Origin of the sequence: Heyndrickxia camelliae (assembly GCF_002844575.1) — a bacterium.
Lineage (GTDB): Bacteria > Bacillota > Bacilli > Bacillales > Bacillaceae_C > Margalitia > Margalitia camelliae.
Window position 1 is genome coordinate 78,174 of record NZ_PIQO01000011.1, and the last position, 19,690, is coordinate 97,863.

A 19,690-nucleotide genomic window follows, 5' to 3' on the forward strand; every position below is an offset into this window, starting at 1 on the left:
AAACGCTTTCTCACTCTGTTTGCAATGAGTAAATGATCAAATCAACATACTTAAAAAGCCATCAATTGATGGCTTTTTATATTATTTGGTAATCTTCCTTTATAACTACTTGGTTTTTCCCCAGATTTTTTGCATCATATAAACCAATATCTGCCCGATTAAACAGATTCTTAGCTTCATCTTTTCTTTCTTTATTCCAATAAGATACCCCGCATGAAACAGTAATTGGTGGATTCGTTTTATTTTGTACAGCTTCTACTAATCTTTTGGCAATTTGTGCTCCAGCTCCTAAAGGGACACCCGGAAGATAGATTGCTAACTCTTCTCCTCCCCATCTTGCACCAATATCAGTCGTTCTAATATTCTCCAATATTAAGTTAGCAACCTGAACAAGTACATCGTCTCCTACCTGATGACCGAACGTATCGTTTACTTCCTTGAAATTATCAATATCCAATAAGATAAAGGTTCCTTCCTTATCGTTTGTCATGGATGTTTTTATTTGATTATTCAAATAGCTTTTAACAAACAATTGCGTAAGCTGATCGGTTATCACCATTTTCTCTAATTTTTCACGCAAAATGGAATTAGAAATAGCTAATGTGGAATGGTGAATTAAGGATTGAAATAATTTAAACATATCAAACGTAAAAAAGTACGGTTTTTCATGTAAGACAATGCTGAAACCTTTTAAGGAATTTCCTTCTATCATGGGAACAGCCATTATGGATAAAAAGGATAAAGGTATATCCCTCATTTTCCCACTTAAATCACTAATAAATATGGAATCCCTTTGTTTTTTTAATGAATCAAAAACAAATTGAATATAGAGTTTTCCATGTGAAGTCTCAAAAACTGCGCTGCTGCCTTCCAATATTGAGCTAGTATTGTCTTCATTAATGAAAATAAAAGCAACGGTTTCAGCATGAAATGATTTAGATATTTGTGCCTTTAAAAACTTAGTTGTCTCATTCAAGCTTGAACTTCCATTTAGGACATGAGATGTTTCATTTATTAAGCGCAAATCCTCTATTAAACTTCTTGACTGTTGATAAAGCTTCGCATTTTCGATTGCGTTTCCAGCAGTATTAGCAAGTAAACGGATGAATTCAATCTCATTAGGCTCAAAACTAAAGGAAGCGTATGTAATTACCTCAAGGACACCATACACCCCCTGTTTTCCGTGCAATGGCGAATAGAGTCTTGTTAATTTGGTGTCACATGTCGTATCAATTTGAATGGATCCATTGATAAATGCCTGCATAGCTCTATCGTCCATACTGTCATATTGTAATGGTTTAACAGGTAAATCTTGATTGTAGTGATTATCATTGGATATCATTAAACTATATTTAAAATTTGGGAACACGCGTTTAAGTGTATAAATAATTTCAGACAAAACATTCTCTACTTCCATAGAGGAATGGAATTTTTCTGTTACTCTAAATAATTCCTTATATAAACTTTCATTATTCATGCCCATCTACAATCACCTATTATATATAGTCCAAATTATCGTTAAAGAAATATTCCCTTTATAGTACTATTATACTATTAAATATTTTCATTTGCACAAAAAGGTTTAGAATTTATAAGGAATTTTTACCAAAATAGAATAATCAATATATCCTTATTTAATTATTATTTACCTTGACTTTATTGTATTAGGAACATATAATGAAATTTGTGTAAAATAATGCAGCCTGTGCGGACAACTTTATGAGCGTATTTTGTTCCCATTCTAGGAATTTTCTAATCGCAAACTCTAGAATGTGGTGTATCGTGTAACCCTTAGCTGCTAGGGCGATGGTACATGAAAACATCATACACATAATGGATGTTCACATCTGTTTTTATTTTACAACAAAATAAAAACAAAGAGGAGGAGTCATTCATGGCTCGCTATACTGGTCCAAGTTGGAAATTATCACGCCGTCTTGGTATCTCACTAAGCGGTACTGGTAAAGAATTAGAAAAGCGTCCTTACGCGCCAGGACAACACGGTCCTAACCAACGTAAGAAATTATCTGAATATGGTTTGCAATTACAAGAGAAGCAAAAGCTTCGCCATATGTATGGAGTTAACGAACGTCAATTCCATAACACATTCGTAAGAGCTGGTAAAATGCCAGGTAAGCATGGTGAAAACTTCATGATTCTTCTTGAATCTCGTTTAGATAACCTTGTTTATCGTCTTGGTTTAGCTCGTACTCGCCGTCAAGCTCGTCAGCTTGTTAACCACGGTCATATTCTTGTTAATGGCAAACGCGTTGATATTCCTTCTTACCGCGTATTACCAGGACAAACAATCAGCGTTCGTGAAAAATCACGCAACTTATCAATCATTAAAGAAGCAATTGAAGTAACAAACTATGTTCCTGATTATGTTACTTTTGATGCTGATAAGCTTGAAGGTACATTCTCACGTTTACCAGAACGTTCTGAATTACCAGCTGAAATTAACGAATCATTCATCGTTGAGTTCTACTCTCGTTAATGAAAAAAGAAGGCTCTTGGCCTTCTTTTTTTATGCGTAAAAAAACCAGCAGAATTTTCCTCTGCTGGTTTTTCTATTAAATAAAGCGGATTAAAAAGTATTTCTTTTTTCCTTTACGGATAACCGTAAATTCGCCATCAATACGGTCGCTTTCAGCTAATACATAGCTTACTTCTGTATTGCGATCCCCATTAATATAAATCGCACCATTTTGAATATCTTCCCTTGCTTGACGTTTAGAAGGAACAATTTTTGCCTCCACTAATAAATCGACAAGATTTAATTCGTTATCTTTTGAAAGATCAAAGGAAGGAACATCTTTAAAGCCTTGTTTGATTTCTGCAGAAGTTAAATTCTTGATATCCCCGCTGAAAAGCGCATCCGTGATTTTCAATGCCTGCTGCAATGCAGCTTCACCATGAATTAGGCGAGTCATTTCTTCTGCTAATGTTTTTTGAGCCTTGCGAAGATGCGGCTCTTCTTCTACAGATTTTGCTAATGCTTCGATATCTTCACGGGATAAGAAAGTAAAGTATTTTAAGTATTTAACAACATCAGCATCTGCAGTATTAATCCAGAATTGATAGAATTCATACGGACTTGTTTTCTCAGGATCTAACCAAATTGTACCACTTTCCGTTTTTCCAAATTTTGTTCCATCCGCCTTCGTTACAAGTGGAATCGTTAAGCCATATGCTTTTGCCCCTTCCTCTTCCACTTTACGGATTAGTTCTAATCCTGTTGTGATATTGCCCCATTGATCACTTCCGCCAATTTGCAGTTTGCATTCATAGTTTTGATACAGATGTAAAAAGTCGATAGCTTGCAGAATAGTGTAAGTGAATTCTGTATAAGATATTCCGGTTTCTAATCTGGATGAGATAGTATCTTTCGCAAGCATGTAATTCACACCGACGTATTTTCCATAATCACGTAGGAAAGTGACTAAATTCATTGTTCCTGCCCAATCATAGTTGTTAGTCAATACAGCGGCATTTTCACCTTCAAATTGAAATATTTGCTTAAGCTGTTTCATAAGACCATTTACATTTTCTTGCACATTTTCAATGGTTAACAGTTTTCTCTCTTCTTTTTTTCCGCTCGGATCCCCAATTAACCCTGTTGCACCACCTACAAGAATAATTGGACGGTGACCAGCCTGTTGAAAGCGGCGTAATGTTAGATATGGAAGCAAATGTCCAATATGCATACTATCAGCAGTAGGGTCAATCCCACAATACAGAGATATTTTATTTTCATTTAATGTTTTTTCTAATCCCTCTTCGTCTGTTTGCTGGTAAATAATTCCCCGCCATTGTAAATCTTCTAATAAATTCATTTTAATAATCACTCCTTTAAAAATAAAAAGCCCCTTCGTTATATAACGAAGGGACGAAATATCGCGGTACCACCCAACTTGAGAAAAACATTCTCCACTTAATGATTTAACGGAATCCACCGTTTGCTGCTACTAATGTTCACAGCAAAAGCTCCAGAATGTAATTCATCCTCTCTATGTGTGCCGGTTCACACCAACCACCGACTCTCTAAGAACAGGGATAGAGATACTACTTTATTCCTTCATAGCATTTTATGATAAAATTTATAATAAAACTTATTACATTTTAAACATACTAAGAAAAGAATGTCAACAAAAAGATAAAATTTCTGATTTCATCAGTTCAATAACTGTATATATGCTATAATGAGGTGGATTTTGGGGGGATATGATGAGAGAAAATTGGAATAAGGCAAAGATTTATGTTGAAAGGATTTTTGCGCTTTTTCATAATGAAAAGCTACAAAAAGGATCACGGATTACTTATGGGGTTATTTGGAATTTAGTTCTTATATTCATTATTATCGCAAGTATTGGCCTAGCTTTTGCTGGAGGGGTAGGTGCTGGCTATTTTGCATCTTTGGTAAAAGACGAGCCCGTTCGGACTTATGCAGAAATGAAAAAAGATATTACGGATGAGAATCAAACAACCAAGCTTTACTTTGCCAACAATGTATATCTTGGTAAGATGAGGACCGATTTAGAGCGAGAGGAAGTATCCGTCGATAAAGTTTCTGATTATTTAAAAAACGGTATTATTGCAACGGAAGATGAATATTTTTATGAGCATAATGGAATTGTGCCAAAGGCGTTATTGCGTGCTATCTTTCAAGAACTGACCAATTCTTCTAACCAAACCGGGGGAAGCACTCTGACACAACAAATCATTAAAAATCAAATTTTAACAAATGAGGTTTCTTTTGATCGAAAAGCGAAAGAGTTATTGTTAGCCCTTCGATTAGAAAAGTTTTTCACAAAAAATCAAATACTCGATGCTTATTTAAATAACACAACCTTTGGCCGTAATTCAACGGGGCAAAACATTGCTGGTGTGCAAACAGCGGCGAAGGGGATATTCGGAGTAGACGCAAAGGATTTAAATCTTCCGCAATCTGCCTTCATTGCCGGTTTACCACAAAGTCCGTTTGGTTATACACCTTTTACCAATCAAGGTACCGTAAAGAAAAATTTACAGCCAGGTATTAATCGGATGAAGACGGTATTAAAAAGAATGCATGATAATGGGTATATAACCGATAAGGAATATAAAGCTGCACTTCAGTATAATATCCAAAAGGATTTCATCTCACCGCAAAAAAATCCTCGGGAAAAATACCCTTGGTTGGTGGACGAGATTGAAAGAAGAGCCATTGATATTATTGCAACGATTTTGGCAAAAAAAGACGGCTATTCAGAAGTGAATTTACAAAAAAATAAAGCATTAAATGAAAAATATATAACCTTGGCAAACCGAAATATCCGCCAGAATGGATATAAAATTCATACTACTGTTATGAAAGATATCTATGATAAAATGCAAAAAGCAAAAAATGAATTTCATGGATACGGGCCGATTAATACGGTAACCTATACAGATCCAAAGACAGGAGAAGAAAAAAGTAGAATTGAACCTGTACAAATTGGTGCCATGTTGATCGAAAATCGCACAGGAAAAATATTAAGCTTTGTTGGAGGGCGTGACTTTAAACTAGAACAATTAAATCATGCTACACAAGGGAAACGGCCAAACGGGTCAACGATGAAACCTTTATTAGTATATGGGCCAGCTCTTGAACTGGGAAAAATTTCACCAGGAAGTATGATAGCAGATACCAGGTTTTCAATCACATCAGGGGGGAAGAAGTGGAGCCCAGAAAATTATACATTCGGGAAAGAATATGGACTTGTAACTGCAAGACAAGCCCTTGCGCACTCCTACAATATTTCCGCTGCAAAAGCCTATTTAAACATTATCGCTATGCGACCTGCAAATTATTTAAAAAAAATGGGATTTACATCTCTAACTGATGGAGACTACTATAATCCGGCATTATCTCTTGGAGGCATTACCAATGGAGTTACCGTGGAGGAAAATGTCAATGCATATGCAACATTTGCGAATGGAGGGAAATTTGTAGATGCCTATTTAATCGATAAAATTGTCGATAAAAATGGAAAAACAATCTATCAGCATAAAACCAAACCGGAACAAGTTTTTAGCCCGCAAACATCTTATTTAACTATCGATATGATGCGTGATGTACTGGGTTACGGAACTGCGGCATCTGTAAAAGGAATGCTTAAATTTTCTGCAGATTGGGCTGGAAAAACGGGAACTACACAGGATTGGAAGGATGCATGGTTTGTTGCCACTAATCCAAATGTCACTTTTGGAACATGGATAGGCTATGATACACCTAGTGATTTAAGGGATTCCAATTATCCTAACTACAGTTTAAGAAATTTGCAAATATGGAGTAAGCTAATAAATGCAGCATATGATGCAAAACCAAGTATAGTTGCTCCCAAAAAATATTTCAGCATGCCTAGTGGTATTCAAAGAAAATCCTATTGCGCTATTTCAGGAAATCTTCCATCCCAATTATGCGCGGATGCCGGCCTTGTTAAAACAGATTTATTTAATATAAAGTTCACTCCTCAAAAAGTGGATAATAGCTTGATCACAGGAAAATATGTGACGATTAAAGGCAGAAATTACTTGGCATTAGATTCAACCCCGGCCGAATTTACTGGTTCTGGATTTTTATTCAATCCTGATTTTATAAAAGTCATCGGAGGGAATCAAATCAAAGATTTGCAAAAATTGATTCCAAATAATCCACTTTGGAGTAAAGTATTGGTACCGGATGATAAAATAACGGATGATGGAAAACCGCCATTACCTGTAAAGGTAACTATAAAAGGACACCAAATTAAATGGAATGAGTCACCTAGCACAGATGTTGTAGGTTACCGGGTATATAGCAAAGACGGTATTCATTTAGCATCGATGAAAAGTGGATCCAACCTTACCTATTATTCAAATAATGAAAATGTATACGTTGTGGCAGTAGATGTTGCAGGAAATGAGTCTATTCATTCCAATTTTATTCAAATGAAGATTGAACCTCCAAAGGAACATCAAAAAAGTGGAGAAAAAACGGATGAAAATAAGAAAGAAGAAGACAATGTAGATATTAATGATGGATTAAATCACTGATGATTCACAGAAAAAAGCCCGCATTGCATAACTGCGGGCTTCCTCTATTTAATCCTCCATCGTAGATAAATCACCTACAGGCAGATCAAGCTCCCAAGCTTTTAATACACGACGCATTATTTTACCGCTCCGCGTTTTCGGAAGCTTGTCGCGAAATTCTATTTCTCTAGGAGCAGCATGAGCTGCAAATCCCTTTTTAACAAATTGGCGGATATCTTCTTTCAGTTCATCTGATTCTTCATATCCATCCATTAATGCTACGAAAGCTTTAATGATCTCACCGCGTACAGGGTCTGGCTTACCAATTACCCCTGCTTCTGCTACAGCAGGATGCTCTAATAATTTGCTTTCCACTTCAAACGGACCTACCCTTTCTCCAGCAGTCATGATCACATCGTCTACACGACCCTGGAACCAGAAATATCCATCTTCGTCCATATAAGCGGAATCTCCAGAAACATACCAGCCATTTGGAAAGAAGTAGGAATCATATTTTGCTTGATTGTTCCAAATGGTATGCATCATAGATGGCCAGCCACGTTTAATAGCAAGGTTGCCCATTCGATTTGGAGGAAGAACATTTCCTTGGTCATCTACAATCGCTGCTTCTACACCAGGAATCGGTTTTCCCATTGAACCTGGCTTAATATCCATGCTAGGGTAGTTACAAATTAAATGCGCCCCTGTTTCCGTCATCCACCATGTGTCATGGATACGATGATTAAACACCTTAAGCCCCCAGCGAATAACTTCTGGATTAAGCGGCTCACCTACGCTCAAAATATGACGGAGAGTGGAAAGATTATATTTCTTGATCACTTCATCACCGGCACCCATTAACATCCTAAAGGAAGTCGGAGCACTATACCATACTGTTACACCAAATTCCTCAATTGTTTTATACCAAGCATCCGGACTAAAACGACCTCCAATAATAACATTGGATGTACCTGTTAACCATGGACCGAACATTCCGTAAGAGGTACCTGTCACCCAGCCTGGATCTGCTGTACACCAATAAATGTCCTCTTCTTGTAAATCAAGCACCCATTTTGCCGTTTGATAATGTTGAATCATTGCATTATGGACATGAAGCACACCTTTCGGCTTACCAGTAGAACCTGAAGTGTAATGAAGGATTAATCCGTCATTTCTGTCGACCCACTCCATTTCCAAACTTGATGAAGCTTCATCCATATGTTTTAAGAAGTCGACAAATTTCCCATCTTCTTGTACATTTGATCCTACAATAAAAATAGTTTTTAAGGCAGGCAATTGGTCGACAGGAACACGATATAATAAATCTGGCGTAGTAACTAATACCTTTGCTTCACTATCTTCCAGACGGTCCTTAACTGCTCCTTCCATAAATGCCTCGAACAGAGGACCGACAATAGCTCCAAGCTTGATGGCTCCTAGTGCTGCAAAATAAAATTCAGGTGATCTTGGCATAAAAATAAAAACCCTATCCCCTTTTTCAACATCACCAAATGTTTTTAACACATTTCCCGCTTTATTTGTTAATTCTTTCATTTCCTTGAATGTATACTTTTCTTTTCTTGAATCATTTCTATAATATAGTGCTATCTTGTTTTTGCGAAACGATTCCGCATGACGGTCTATCGCTTCGTATGCCATATTTACCTTGCCTGTTTGAGACCATGAAAAAGACTTTTCAGTTTCCTTCCAATCAAAGGTTTTGTAAGTTTCTTCATAGTCTTGAAGATTATAGGTTCCCTTAATTGCTGGTAACGCTTCCACTTTCATGATTACATCCCCTTTTTTCAAGAATAAGAAAGTTCAATATTCAAGATTTTTCACTTCTGTCAAGTAATCTATCAATATCCTTGAACATTTTAGTAAATAATATTCACACAATTATTATAATATAAAGTTTTGGAAATCTCAATTTTTTTAGGGTTCTCCACAAGGGAGAAAATGTTATAATAAAGAGGGTTTACACCATTGAAAACGCTTAACTAGGCGAATAATTATAATAACTATGTTTAATTCTAAATAACTATTTGACAGGTGGGGACTAAATGGAACACAAAAAAACATATAATGCAATGGAGCTGAAAACTACACAAGGAAATCTAGTAATTGAAGGGCCAATTCCTTCTAAGCAGCTTGCAAGTTTAGAATTCCATCAAGATTTAGTCGCTTTTCGCCCCCCTGCCCTACAGCACAAAGCACTAATTGAAATTGCAGATTTACCTGAGGGGAGAATTATTATTGCCAGAAATCATGATACCATTGTAGGCTATGTTACCTTCCTTCATCCTGACCCACTAGAACGCTGGTCAGAAGGAAAAATGAACAACTTAATAGAATTAGGTGCAATAGAAGTAATTCCTAAATATAGAGGAGCATCTGTTGGAAAAAATTTATTAAGAGTGTCTATGATGGATGATTATATGGAAAATTATATCACGATTACAACGGAGTATTATTGGCACTGGGATTTAAAAGGAACAGGACTTAATGTTTGGGAATATCGAAAAGTGATGGAAAAGATGATGAAAGCAGGAGGATTAGAATGGTTTGCAACTGATGATCCAGAGATATGCTCACACCCTGCTAACTGCCTGATGGTGAAAATAGGTAAAAATGTAGACCAAGATTCCGTTCAGCAATTTGACCGCATTAGATTCAAAAATCGTTTTATGTACTAATCTTTAGGTTCTTTACAGTCAACTAATCCTTGATTAAAGTGTCGATTTCCATTTTTATTCTACTAGTATAAGGAGTTGAGTAAAATGATCGTGGAAGAAATAATGAAAACGGAAATTACAACACTAACTCCTAGCGATTCTTTAGAAACAGCCATTCTTTTAATGGGACAAAAGAAAATCCGACATATTCCTATTATTAATGATAAAAAGGAATTAATAGGTTTAATTACAGAACGTGATATTAAGAATGCAGCTCCCTCCTTACTACATAGGAAAACCGAAATGACTAGTGATGCTCCCATAAAAGACTATATGAAAACAAATATCATTACCGGCCATCCATTGGATTTTGTAGAAGAGGTTGCTGGAATATTTTATGAGCACAAAATTGGTTGCATGCCGATTCTACGCGAACAGAAACTGGTTGGGATCATAACTAGTACAGATTTGCTCCATACATTGGTGGAGTTAACAGGTGCAAATCAACCTGGATCACAAATTGAAGTAAAAGTGCCAAATAGGACTGGTATTTTATATGAAGTAGCAGGTATTTTGCGAAAAAATAATGTTAATATCCATAGTGTTCTTGTTTATCCTGATAAGACTGATTCTGCCTCAAAGATTATTGTATTACGTATAAGGACAATGAACCCTATTAAAGTAATTGAAAACCTAAAGGAAAATGGTCACCATGTACTTTGGCCGAACTTACCAGGAGTCTAAACAATGAAAAGAGATGCCGTATTTATTTATTCTAATGAACTTCTTTCATACCGTTTTTCCGATAATCATCCTTTCAACCAGATGCGCATCAAACTAACCTTAGATTTATTGTCAGAAATCAAGGCAATTTCAAAATCAGACATTATTGCACCTCGTGTCGCTACAGATGAAGAGCTTTTATTAAATCATGAGCCATCTTACGTAGAAGCTGTAAAAAGCGCAGGCCGTTTTCAGTTAACAAATGAAGTAGCCGAAAGCTTTGGATTAGGTACAGAAGATACCCCTATATTTCAAAATATGCATCACGCAAGCGCATTATCTGTCGGAGGTACATTAAGCGCAGTTGATGAAGTTATGTCCGGAAGATACTCCCACGCACTCCATTTAGGAGGCGGACTGCATCATGGATTCCGCGGAAAAGCATCCGGATTTTGTATCTATAATGATTGTTCCGTTGCACTTAAATACTTACAAGAAAAATATAATGCTAGAGTTTTATATATTGATACAGATGCGCATCATGGAGACGGAGTTCAATGGTCTTTCTACGATGATGAAAATATTTGCACCGTTTCTATCCATGAAACAGGCAGATATTTATTCCCGGGAACTGGTCACGTTAATGAATGGGGAACTGGGAAGGGTTATGGTTATTCCTTTAATATCCCGCTAGATGCTTTTACAGAAGATGAATCATGGTTAGAGTGTTATACAACTGCTGTAAAAGAGATTGCAGAGTATTTTAAACCAGATATCATTCTAACCCAAAATGGTGCAGATGCTCACTACTATGATCCGCTCACCCATTTATCTGCAACCATGAGTATTTACCGTGAGATACCAAAACTTGCCCATGAGTTAGCACATAAGCATTGTAATGGTAAATGGATTGCAGTTGGAGGAGGCGGATACGACATTTGGCGCGTTGTTCCAAGAGCCTGGTCGCTATTATGGCTCGAGATGACCAACAACACGAATATTGAGCGCACCATTCCACAGGCATGGCTAGAAAAATGGCAGCCAAAAGCACGTGTTCCATTAATATCAACATGGGATGATCCTGAAAACATGTATGAACCGATTCCAAGAAAAAATGAGATAACTGAAAAGAATAAACAAACACTTGAAAGAGCACTGCACATGATTAGAAGGAATGGATAAAAACTTTTGTATTTGCCTAAACTCATAAAAAAACAAGACCTAAACTGGTCTTGTTTTTTAGTTCTATTTAAAATAATCAATTTCATTTAGTGGCCAGAAGCGAATTTTCACTTTTCCTACAACCGATTTCTCTGGAACAAATCCAAATATACGACTATCCTTACTTATTTTGCGGTTATCTCCTAATACGAATAAATATCCTTTTGGAACAACCTTAGCATTCGTTGGTGGATCCTGAAGAGAAAAATCGCCTGTTAATTTTTGCATGGGAGGAAGCGCAGATTTATATTGTTTTAGATATGGTTCATTATACGCCTTACCATTAATATACAAAACATCATTTTTCATTTCAACCTTATCCCCGGGCAGTCCAATAACTCTTTTTACATAATCCTCATCCGCATCTGGTGCATGAAAGACAATCTCATCAAATCGTTCAATTTTACTTAATTTACTAACGATAATTCTGTTTCCATCTTGAAGATTTGGCATCATGGATTGCCCTACAACAATAGATGGTACAAAAATAAAGTATCTGCAGACAAAAACAATAATAGCTGCAAATAATATTGATTTAATCCATGAAAATACTTCTTTTTTTGTGTTATTCTTCATTTTATTACCATCCTTTTAAATTCTTCCAAGCATCGCAAAAAAACAATTATACTAATATATATGTTATGAAAACATATATATTAACAGGGTAACAGAAATAGTAATGCGTATCAAATGGTAAAATAACCAACACATGCCTTGTCTGCGTTGGTTATTTCTAATTTGTTAAAAGTTTTACCACATAAAAATAAAATGGATTCCAAAAGTATTTGGCCTATTCCATATGGGAATCGAATTACTTTTATTCTTTTGTTGAACTTCGATGCTCTATTCTATGTGGAAGAATTACAATATTTTCTGTTACCTTTTCTTTGTTCATATATTTTGTTAATAGTCTCATGGCTACTGCCCCGATATCATACAATGGCTGGATAACCGAAGTCAGCTGCGGCCGAACCATTAATGCTAATCGAGTATTATCAGATGTAATAACTTCTAGTTGTTCAGGAATGACGATGCCATCATCCTGAGCACCATGAACAACTCCTAGTGCCATTTCGTCATTTCCAGCAAAAATGGCTGTTGGCTTTATTTGTTGCTCATGTAATTTCTGCCATGCCTCGATTCCAGAGTCATAGGTATAATCACCCTCTATGACTAAATCTTCATTATATGGAATACCTGCATTCTCAAGAGCTTCTTTATACCCCTCTAGTTTTAATTCTTTATTAATTGGATCATGAAGAGGTCCAATTAGGATGGCAATATTTCTATGCCCTCTTTCAATGAATTCGTTAATGGCATCATATGCAGCTTGCTTATAATCAATATTAACAGAAGGAATCTTACGGAAAGGCTCAATGGATCCTGCCAGAACAATTGGCACAGGTGAACGTTCGAATTCTGCTACATGCTCTTCTGTAATATTGCCACCCATGAACACAATACCATCCACTTGTTTTCCAAGCATAGTATTTAGTAAATGAAGTTCCTTTTCTTTATTTTGATCAGAATTACTTAAGATAATATTATATTTATACATCGTTGCAATATCTTCAATACCGCGGGCTAATTCTGCAAAAAAGATATTGGAAATATCCGGGATAATAACCCCAACTGTTGTAGTCTTCTTACTTGCCAATCCACGTGCAACAGCGTTTGGTCTGTACCCAAGTCTTTCAATAACTTCCAATACTTTTTTTCTAGTTGCAGGTTTTACATTTGGATTTCCATTCACTACTCTGGAAACAGTTGCCATCGAAACATTGGCCTCTCTAGCAACATCGTATATAGTAATATTCATTTTTCCTCACTCCAATTTTTACAACTTCTATATACTATTTTTATTAGTATTTTCCATTTCTCTTCATTTTAGCAATATTATATGTATGAAAAAACTATGGCTCAGAATAATCATACGACACATGCTTCTATACTGCAACGAATTACACAATTTTGACAAAGTAACGCTCATTTTTATATTTTCTAAAAAATGAAAAACCCTCGGGTTACCGGGGGTTAGACTCTTACAGGTTGTGAAGCAAGCAATTCTTGATAAAATTTATCAAATTGTGGAATGTCCATTTGTTGTGCAGCATCAGAAAGAGCAACTGCTGGATCAGGATGCACCTCTGCCATTACACCATCAGCACCAATCGCTAAAGCTGCTTTTGCAGCAGGCAGTAACAAATCTCTTCTTCCTGTAGAATGAGTCACATCGACAAAAACAGGAAGATGTGTTTCTTGTTTTAAAATCGGCACTGCTGTGATGTCTAACGTATTACGAGTAGCCCTTTCATAAGTACGAATACCTCGTTCACAAAGAATGATTTGTCCGTTTCCTTGTGACATTATATATTCTGCTGCGTTGATAAACTCATCAATGGTTGCAGCAAGCCCTCTTTTTAGTAGAACCGGTTTATTTATGGAACCTGCAGCTTTTAACAATTCAAAGTTTTGCATATTACGTGCACCAATTTGGATAACATCAATATAGTCAACAGCTTTCTCAATATCCGCTGGTGTTACGATCTCACTGATTACGGCTAAATCAAATTCATCTGCAATTTGCTTCAAAATTTTCAAGCCTTCCAAACCCAATCCTTGGAAATCATATGGAGAAGTTCGCGGCTTATATGCTCCCCCTCTTAGAAGTTTTAGACCTTTTGCCCTAACAGATTTTGCTACCTCAGCAACTTGTTCATAGGATTCAACCGCACATGGTCCAAATACGAAATGCGGCTTACCATCGCCAACTGTTTCTCCCTTCAGTGAAACGATTGTATTTTCTGGCTGTTTTTTACGTGAAACAAGTAAAGCTTTTTGGTGATTCTCTTGTTGAAGATCTAACCCAGCTTTAAAGATTTCTTTAAAAATATGTTCGATGGTGGCATTTTCAAAAGGGCCGTCATTATATTGTTTGATGATATTCAGCATATCTCGTTCCCGAACAGGATCGAAACGGTTAACACCCTGAGACTCTTTAACTCGTCCAATTTCCTGAACCAAACGACCTCTTTCATTAATTAACTCTAAAAGTCTTAAGTTTACATCTTCCACTTGTTTTCGTAGCTCATTTAGTTCTTGATTCCCCATTGCCAACATCCCTTCTTTTCATAAAACTTTTTTTGAAAATTGATTAGTAAAATGGCCTTGTGAAACTTTTTTATCCATAGTGCTTAAAGAGACAAAAAACAATCTCCTATATTTCTATCAAAAATGCTCCATTAATACCCGGTTCCCAATTCAGTTTAAAAAATCCGGTCGATATGTTACATTTTAAGATAGAAAGATACTTTAACTCATAAACATATATTAGGAATCATTATAATCCATTGTTATAAAAATGTCACTAAAAATTTCTTTAACAATTAAACGCTTTTAAGTATTAAAGTATTTTATGAATTTTAAATAAGAAGGTGTATCATAATGGACGAAAAAAAGAAAATATTTGCATTGGATATTGGTACACGTTCAGTTGTCGGAATTATCTTGGAAGAAGAAAATAAGCAATACAATGTCGCTGATATACTTGTAAAAGAACATATTGAAAGAGCCATGTTGGACGGACAAATTCATGATGTCGTAGCCGTTTCCAAGATCATTCGGGAAGTAAAAGAAGAAATGGAGCAAAAACATGGACCTTTAAAAAAAGTTTGTGTAGCTGCAGCCGGTCGTGCTTTAAAAACGGAAAAGGCATGTGCATCCATAGCAATCAAAGGCAAGCCAATGATTACAAAGGAAGATGTATTACATCTTGAACTTAATGCAGTTCAAAAGGCGCAAGCAATTGCCGCTGAAAAAAATTCAATCGAGAAAAGCAAAAACTATTATTGTGTTGGATATTCCGTCTTTCAATATCAATTGGACGGAGAAGAGATTGGTAATTTAATAGACCAGCAGGGAGATGAAGCAACTGTAGAAATTATCGCTACATTTCTTCCAAGAGTTGTTGTGGAATCATTAATTTCTGCTCTCCATCGTGCGGATTTGGAGATGGATGCTTTGACTCTTGAACCAATTGCTGCGATTAATGTGCTAATTCCAACATCTATGAGAAGGCTTAATGTCGCTTTGGTAGATATAGGTGCTGGAACATCTGATATTGCCATAACAGAATCAGGTACGGTCACTGCATATGGAATGGTTCCAATAGCTGGAGATGAAATTACAGAGGCAATTAGCGATCAATTACTTCTTGATTTTCCTCTCGCTGAGAAAGCAAAGAGAGATTTGTTAGAACGTAACACGATTCTAGTGCAAGACATTTTAGGTTTTGAAACAGAAGTGGACCGAAGTGATGTAGTCAGTCAAATTGAATACGCAATTGACCGACTTGCTGATGCGATCTCAAAAGAAATTATGCAATTAAATAACGGAAGGTCACCAAAAGCAATTATGCTGGTTGGTGGAGGGAGCCTCACTCCTGAATTGCCAAAAAAATTAGCAAATTGTTTACAGTTGCCGGAAAATCGCGTTGCCATTCGTGATTCAAGTGCTATTCAAGGATTGCATTTTTCAGAAGATATTCCAAAAGGGCCAGAATTTATTACACCAATCGGAATTGCTATTGCTGCGAAACAAACGCCGGTTCATTATGTTACAGTCTATGTTAACGATCAACCTGTCCGTTTATTTGAGGTAAAACAGCTCACTATTGGAGATTGCTTATTAGCGTCCGGTATAAAAGTAAGCTCTCTACATGGGAAACCTGGTATGGCCATCATGGTACAAATGAATGGACAGCAAATTACTCTTCCTGGGGATCATGGACTTCCGCCTATTATTAAGAAGAATGGGCTTGTCTGCGGACTGGATGAGCCCGTCCAAAACGGGGACGAAATTATTGCTTTAAAAGGAATGGATGGTGGGTCACCGCAAATAACCATACAACAAATGATGGATGACATTCAGTCAAAAGTTGTGTTTATAAATGACAAAAAATATGAAATCAAAACATTAATAAAAAAGAATGGGAAAATAGCGACTTGGGATGAGTTACTTGAAGATCGTGATGAACTGGAAATTAAGTTTCCAAGTACAATAGAAGAACTTTTCAAGGCAACAAATCAAGAACATCTTATCTCTGATTTACAACCATTTAGAATTCGCTTAAATGGCAAGGAAACATTTTTACTCGCTTTTTCTGGTAAACTATTATTAAATGAAAAATCAGCAAAGCTATCGCAATCCTTCCAAGATAACGATCATATTCAAGTCATCTCGAGTACACAGTGCACTATTAAACAGCTTGCAGACATTAAAAATATACCACTGTACTATGAACTAAGTGTTTTTTTCAATGGAGAAAAAATAATAATGAAAAAACCAAGAGTGGAATGGTATCGCAATGAGTCAAAACTTTCGGAAACAGATATTATTTCACATGGTGATGAAATTGAAACAAAAGAAATCGAAATGGAATCTTTTATTTTCCAAGATATCTTTCGACATGTAGAAATAGATATTCCGAAAGAAAGCTCGGGGAAATTTCATCTATTAAAAAATGGTGTGGAAACGACCTTCTATGAAGCCGTATCTAACGGGGATAAGTTAGAAATCGTTTGGGATACAGTATTTCACTAAAAAAGTAGAGGCTTGACCTCTACTTTTTTTACTTTATTCTATTGCTTTAATCCTTTATCCACAATGATTTTTGACTTTTCTTTTACTGTTTCCGCAAGACTACTTCCCTTATCAATCGTTAAATCTCGAAGTTGAGTTGACTTTTCCTTGGTGGCAGCAATAAGTTCATTTCCTTTTTCCGTAGCAATGGCTTTTAACTGATTGCTTTTGTTTTTCAAAGTATCTACTTGACTGGTTAGATCACTGCGAATTTCCTTTCCTGATTTTGGAGTGAGCAATAATGCCGTTGCAGCGCCAACAACTCCTCCAATGATAGCTCCTACTAAAAAAGTCTTTGTATCTAATTTTTCACGGGCTTCGCTTCTGTTCATTTCTGTTTTTTCCATAAACTTTTCCTCCTATTCACTTCTTACTCTTTTAACTTCCCTTAATTCTACATCTGCTTGTTCATCAAAGGTAACCGGCTCTTTTTTTCTTTCCTTTTTCTCCATCCACTTATCTTTTAACTCTTTTAATACGGACCCCCATTGCAGTACTTGTGCAATTTTATCTTGATTATGAACCACTTGTGTGGAAAGATTAGAGGAAACTTTTCTAATTGAACCATTAAATTCCTTAATAGTGGTGCCGATATCTTGAACAGCATATACAACAGTATTCAATTTTTCAGACTTATTTTGTATGTCTTCTGCCAATTCATTTGTCTTATGTAATAATAACGTAGTTTCCGATGTAATTCCTTGTAGTTGACCTTCTAGATCCTCCATTGTCTTTGAAACTCTGTCCATTGTTATTTTCATGGATTTCAATGTTTTCGTAAGACTAATAACCAGAATTAGAAATGCCACTGCGATTAGTGCAACACTTAAATAAAGAATAATAATCATCTGCAAACCTCCATTTACCTAAACATTTCCCCAATTATGGACAAACTAAACATATTTTATTTCATACGTTTTTGTTACACAAACGTCCTAATTCGAGATACCCTTTTTCTTCTATTTTCTCATATTCGTGCGCTTTCGCCAAATATTAAATTATTTAGACTACTAATTAGCTGTTTCGTTAGATTGTGGCTTTATGTAATTGCACTAAAAATTCTAAATTAGACTTTCCTTCGGGAATTCTTCTTTTAGAAAGAATCTTAAGATATTGGGAATATATTAAAATTCCCCTTTACAAACGCAATAAAGTTTTAGAAAAGAGCCGTTAATTAAACAGCTTCTATTATTTTGGGTTAAAATATAGTTGTATGTAAAATTTTTTATTGGGGGAATTCAACGTGAAAGATCCACGCATTGAGAAACTGGCAAAAAACCTAATTAATTATTCTGTTCAATTACAGCCAGGAGAAAAAGTACTAATTGAGAACTTTGGTTTGCAGCGTGAATTAGTGGTTGAGCTTGTCAAAGAAGCATATGCAGCAGGCGGATATCCTTTTGTATCATTGAAGGACCAACAAGTTGATCGTGCCCTACTAATGGGCGCAGTACAGGAACAGTTCGAAATGAAGGCTGAATTTGAAGCAAATGTTATGAAGAACATGGATGCTTATATCGGTCTTCGATCCGGTGATAATATAAACGAACATGCAGATGTACCGGACGAAAAAATGAAAATAGAAGGAAATACAGTCGGGAAAAAAGTACATAGAGAAATTCGAGTACCGAAAACAAAATGGGTTGTTCTTCGTTATCCGAACTCTGCCATGGCACAATTAGCCAAAATGAGTACTGAAGCTTTTGAAAACTTTTATTTCGACGTATGTAATTTAGACTACAGCAAAATGGATAAAGCGATGGATTCCTTAGTGGAATTAATGAATAAAACGGATAGAGTGCGCTTGGTAAGCCCAGGGACCGATTTAACTTTTTCTATCAAAGATATTCCCGCTATTAAGTGTGCTGGTCGCCTAAATATACCAGATGGAGAGGTTTATACAGCACCAGTGCGAAACTCTGTAAATGGCACCATTACTTATAATACACCATCCCCTTACCAAGGCTTTACCTTTGAAAATGTGAAATTAACATTTAAGGATGGAAAAATTGTAGAGGCAACATCAAATGATACGGAACGAATTAACAAAATTTTCGATACGGATGAAGGTGCGAGATATGTAGGAGAGTTCGCAATTGGTGTTAATCCATTTATCTTACACCCAATGCAAGACATATTATTTGATGAAAAAATTGCTGGTAGCATTCATTTCACTCCTGGCCAATGCTATGATGTAGCACCAAACGGAAATGATTCTAATATTCATTGGGATATGGTCTTAATCCAACGTCCTGAATATGGAGGGGGTGAAATTTACTTTGATGATGTATTAATTCGAAAAGATGGCCTGTTTGTCATTCCTGAATTAGAATGTTTAAATCCTGAAAATTTGAAATAAGTAAAAAGAAGACTGCTATTTTTAGCAGTCTTCTTTC

General features: G+C 36.0%; 15 protein-coding genes and 1 other annotated feature. Of the genes, 7 read left to right on the forward strand and 8 right to left on the reverse strand.

From position 1 onward, the window contains the following. Nucleotides 1-76: 76 nt before the first annotated feature. A complete protein-coding gene (locus CWO92_RS14585; RefSeq protein WP_101354948.1) occupies nucleotides 77-1,483 on the reverse strand; it encodes a sensor domain-containing diguanylate cyclase in 1,407 nt (468 codons plus the stop codon). 411 nt (nucleotides 1,484-1,894) lie between these two features. Here CWO92_RS14585 and rpsD point away from each other — a divergent pair, with 411 nt between their 5' ends. Next, entirely contained in the window at nucleotides 1,895-2,497 is a 603-nt protein-coding gene (gene rpsD, locus CWO92_RS14590; RefSeq protein ID WP_055739012.1) for a 30S ribosomal protein S4, read from the forward strand. 76 nt (nucleotides 2,498-2,573) lie between these two features. Here rpsD and tyrS read toward each other — a convergent pair whose 3' ends face one another. Then, nucleotides 2,574-3,836, reverse strand: coding sequence for a tyrosine--tRNA ligase (tyrS, locus tag CWO92_RS14595; protein WP_101354949.1), 1,263 nt, complete (start codon nucleotides 3,834-3,836; stop codon nucleotides 2,574-2,576). Between the two features lie 46 nt (nucleotides 3,837-3,882). Continuing rightward, nucleotides 3,883-4,091: a binding site (T-box leader), on the reverse strand. A gap of 136 nt (nucleotides 4,092-4,227) precedes the next feature. On the opposite strand from tyrS, the gene CWO92_RS14600 reads away from it, so the two are divergent. After that, nucleotides 4,228-7,056, forward strand: a complete 2,829-nt coding sequence (locus CWO92_RS14600; protein ID WP_101354950.1) for a transglycosylase domain-containing protein — start codon at nucleotides 4,228-4,230, stop codon at nucleotides 7,054-7,056. A 48-nt stretch (nucleotides 7,057-7,104) separates the two neighbouring features. Here the strand turns inward: CWO92_RS14600 and acsA are convergent, their stop codons facing one another. Further along, nucleotides 7,105-8,823, reverse strand: a complete 1,719-nt coding sequence (gene acsA / locus CWO92_RS14605; protein WP_101354951.1) for an acetate--CoA ligase — start codon at nucleotides 8,821-8,823, stop codon at nucleotides 7,105-7,107. Nucleotides 8,824-9,098: 275 nt separating this feature from the next. On the opposite strand from acsA, the gene CWO92_RS14610 reads away from it, so the two are divergent. The 3 genes from CWO92_RS14610 (at nucleotide 9,099) to CWO92_RS14620 (ending at nucleotide 11,615) form a co-directional block, all read left to right on the forward strand. Beyond that, nucleotides 9,099-9,731 (forward strand): GNAT family N-acetyltransferase, encoded by a 633-nt coding sequence (locus CWO92_RS14610; RefSeq protein WP_101354952.1) that lies wholly within the window; start codon nucleotides 9,099-9,101, stop codon nucleotides 9,729-9,731. Between the two features lie 84 nt (nucleotides 9,732-9,815). Next, complete coding sequence (locus CWO92_RS14615) at nucleotides 9,816-10,454, forward strand: acetoin utilization AcuB family protein (protein ID WP_101354953.1); 639 nt, start codon at nucleotides 9,816-9,818, stop codon at nucleotides 10,452-10,454. Between the two features lie 3 nt (nucleotides 10,455-10,457). After that, the gene (locus tag CWO92_RS14620; RefSeq protein WP_101354954.1) at nucleotides 10,458-11,615 is read left to right on the forward strand and encodes an acetoin utilization protein AcuC; all 1,158 of its coding nucleotides are present in this window, start codon (nucleotides 10,458-10,460) and stop codon (nucleotides 11,613-11,615) included. A gap of 63 nt (nucleotides 11,616-11,678) precedes the next feature. Here the strand turns inward: CWO92_RS14620 and lepB are convergent, their stop codons facing one another. From lepB to CWO92_RS14635, 3 genes are all read right to left on the reverse strand, one after another. Beyond that, on the reverse strand, nucleotides 11,679-12,230 hold the full coding sequence (lepB, locus tag CWO92_RS14625) for a signal peptidase I (RefSeq protein ID WP_101354955.1): 552 nt from the start codon (nucleotides 12,228-12,230) through the stop codon (nucleotides 11,679-11,681). A gap of 241 nt (nucleotides 12,231-12,471) precedes the next feature. Further along, nucleotides 12,472-13,473 carry a catabolite control protein A gene (gene ccpA, locus CWO92_RS14630; protein ID WP_101354956.1) on the reverse strand — a complete coding sequence of 334 codons (1,002 nt, stop codon included), beginning with the start codon at nucleotides 13,471-13,473 and terminating at the stop codon, nucleotides 12,472-12,474. Between the two features lie 215 nt (nucleotides 13,474-13,688). After that, complete coding sequence (locus tag CWO92_RS14635) at nucleotides 13,689-14,765, reverse strand: bifunctional 3-deoxy-7-phosphoheptulonate synthase/chorismate mutase (RefSeq protein ID WP_101354957.1); 1,077 nt, start codon at nucleotides 14,763-14,765, stop codon at nucleotides 13,689-13,691. A gap of 333 nt (nucleotides 14,766-15,098) precedes the next feature. On the opposite strand from CWO92_RS14635, the gene CWO92_RS14640 reads away from it, so the two are divergent. Then, nucleotides 15,099-17,255: a cell division protein FtsA gene (locus CWO92_RS14640; RefSeq protein ID WP_101354958.1), complete on the forward strand. Its 2,157-nt coding sequence runs from the start codon at nucleotides 15,099-15,101 to the stop codon at nucleotides 17,253-17,255. A 38-nt stretch (nucleotides 17,256-17,293) separates the two neighbouring features. On the opposite strand, the gene CWO92_RS14645 is transcribed toward CWO92_RS14640, so the two are convergent. Together CWO92_RS14645 and CWO92_RS14650 are read right to left on the reverse strand one after the other, a co-directional pair. After that, entirely contained in the window at nucleotides 17,294-17,641 is a 348-nt protein-coding gene (locus CWO92_RS14645) for a YtxH domain-containing protein (RefSeq protein WP_101354959.1), read from the reverse strand. A 12-nt stretch (nucleotides 17,642-17,653) separates the two neighbouring features. Then, entirely contained in the window at nucleotides 17,654-18,142 is a 489-nt protein-coding gene (locus tag CWO92_RS14650) for a DUF948 domain-containing protein (protein WP_101354960.1), read from the reverse strand. A gap of 395 nt (nucleotides 18,143-18,537) precedes the next feature. On the opposite strand from CWO92_RS14650, the gene CWO92_RS14655 reads away from it, so the two are divergent. Then, nucleotides 18,538-19,653 (forward strand): aminopeptidase, encoded by a 1,116-nt coding sequence (locus CWO92_RS14655; protein ID WP_101354961.1) that lies wholly within the window; start codon nucleotides 18,538-18,540, stop codon nucleotides 19,651-19,653. The last annotated feature ends 37 nt before the right edge of the window (nucleotides 19,654-19,690 follow it).

Coding starts and splice junctions, on each gene's coding strand:
- lepB (WP_101354955.1), bottom strand. CDS start 12,230: ATGAAGAATAACACAAAAAAAGAAGTATTTTCATGGATTAAATCAATA.
- acsA (WP_101354951.1), bottom strand. CDS start 8,823: ATGAAAGTGGAAGCGTTACCAGCAATTAAGGGAACCTATAATCTTCAA.
- CWO92_RS14610 (WP_101354952.1), top strand. CDS start 9,099: ATGGAACACAAAAAAACATATAATGCAATGGAGCTGAAAACTACACAA.
- CWO92_RS14635 (WP_101354957.1), bottom strand. CDS start 14,765: ATGGGGAATCAAGAACTAAATGAGCTACGAAAACAAGTGGAAGATGTA.
- CWO92_RS14650 (WP_101354960.1), bottom strand. CDS start 18,142: ATGATTATTATTCTTTATTTAAGTGTTGCACTAATCGCAGTGGCATTT.
- tyrS (WP_101354949.1), bottom strand. CDS start 3,836: ATGAATTTATTAGAAGATTTACAATGGCGGGGAATTATTTACCAGCAA.
- CWO92_RS14620 (WP_101354954.1), top strand. CDS start 10,458: ATGAAAAGAGATGCCGTATTTATTTATTCTAATGAACTTCTTTCATAC.
- rpsD (WP_055739012.1), top strand. CDS start 1,895: ATGGCTCGCTATACTGGTCCAAGTTGGAAATTATCACGCCGTCTTGGT.
- CWO92_RS14640 (WP_101354958.1), top strand. CDS start 15,099: ATGGACGAAAAAAAGAAAATATTTGCATTGGATATTGGTACACGTTCA.
- CWO92_RS14585 (WP_101354948.1), bottom strand. CDS start 1,483: ATGGGCATGAATAATGAAAGTTTATATAAGGAATTATTTAGAGTAACA.
- CWO92_RS14615 (WP_101354953.1), top strand. CDS start 9,816: ATGATCGTGGAAGAAATAATGAAAACGGAAATTACAACACTAACTCCT.
- ccpA (WP_101354956.1), bottom strand. CDS start 13,473: ATGAATATTACTATATACGATGTTGCTAGAGAGGCCAATGTTTCGATG.
- CWO92_RS14600 (WP_101354950.1), top strand. CDS start 4,228: ATGAGAGAAAATTGGAATAAGGCAAAGATTTATGTTGAAAGGATTTTT.
- CWO92_RS14645 (WP_101354959.1), bottom strand. CDS start 17,641: ATGGAAAAAACAGAAATGAACAGAAGCGAAGCCCGTGAAAAATTAGAT.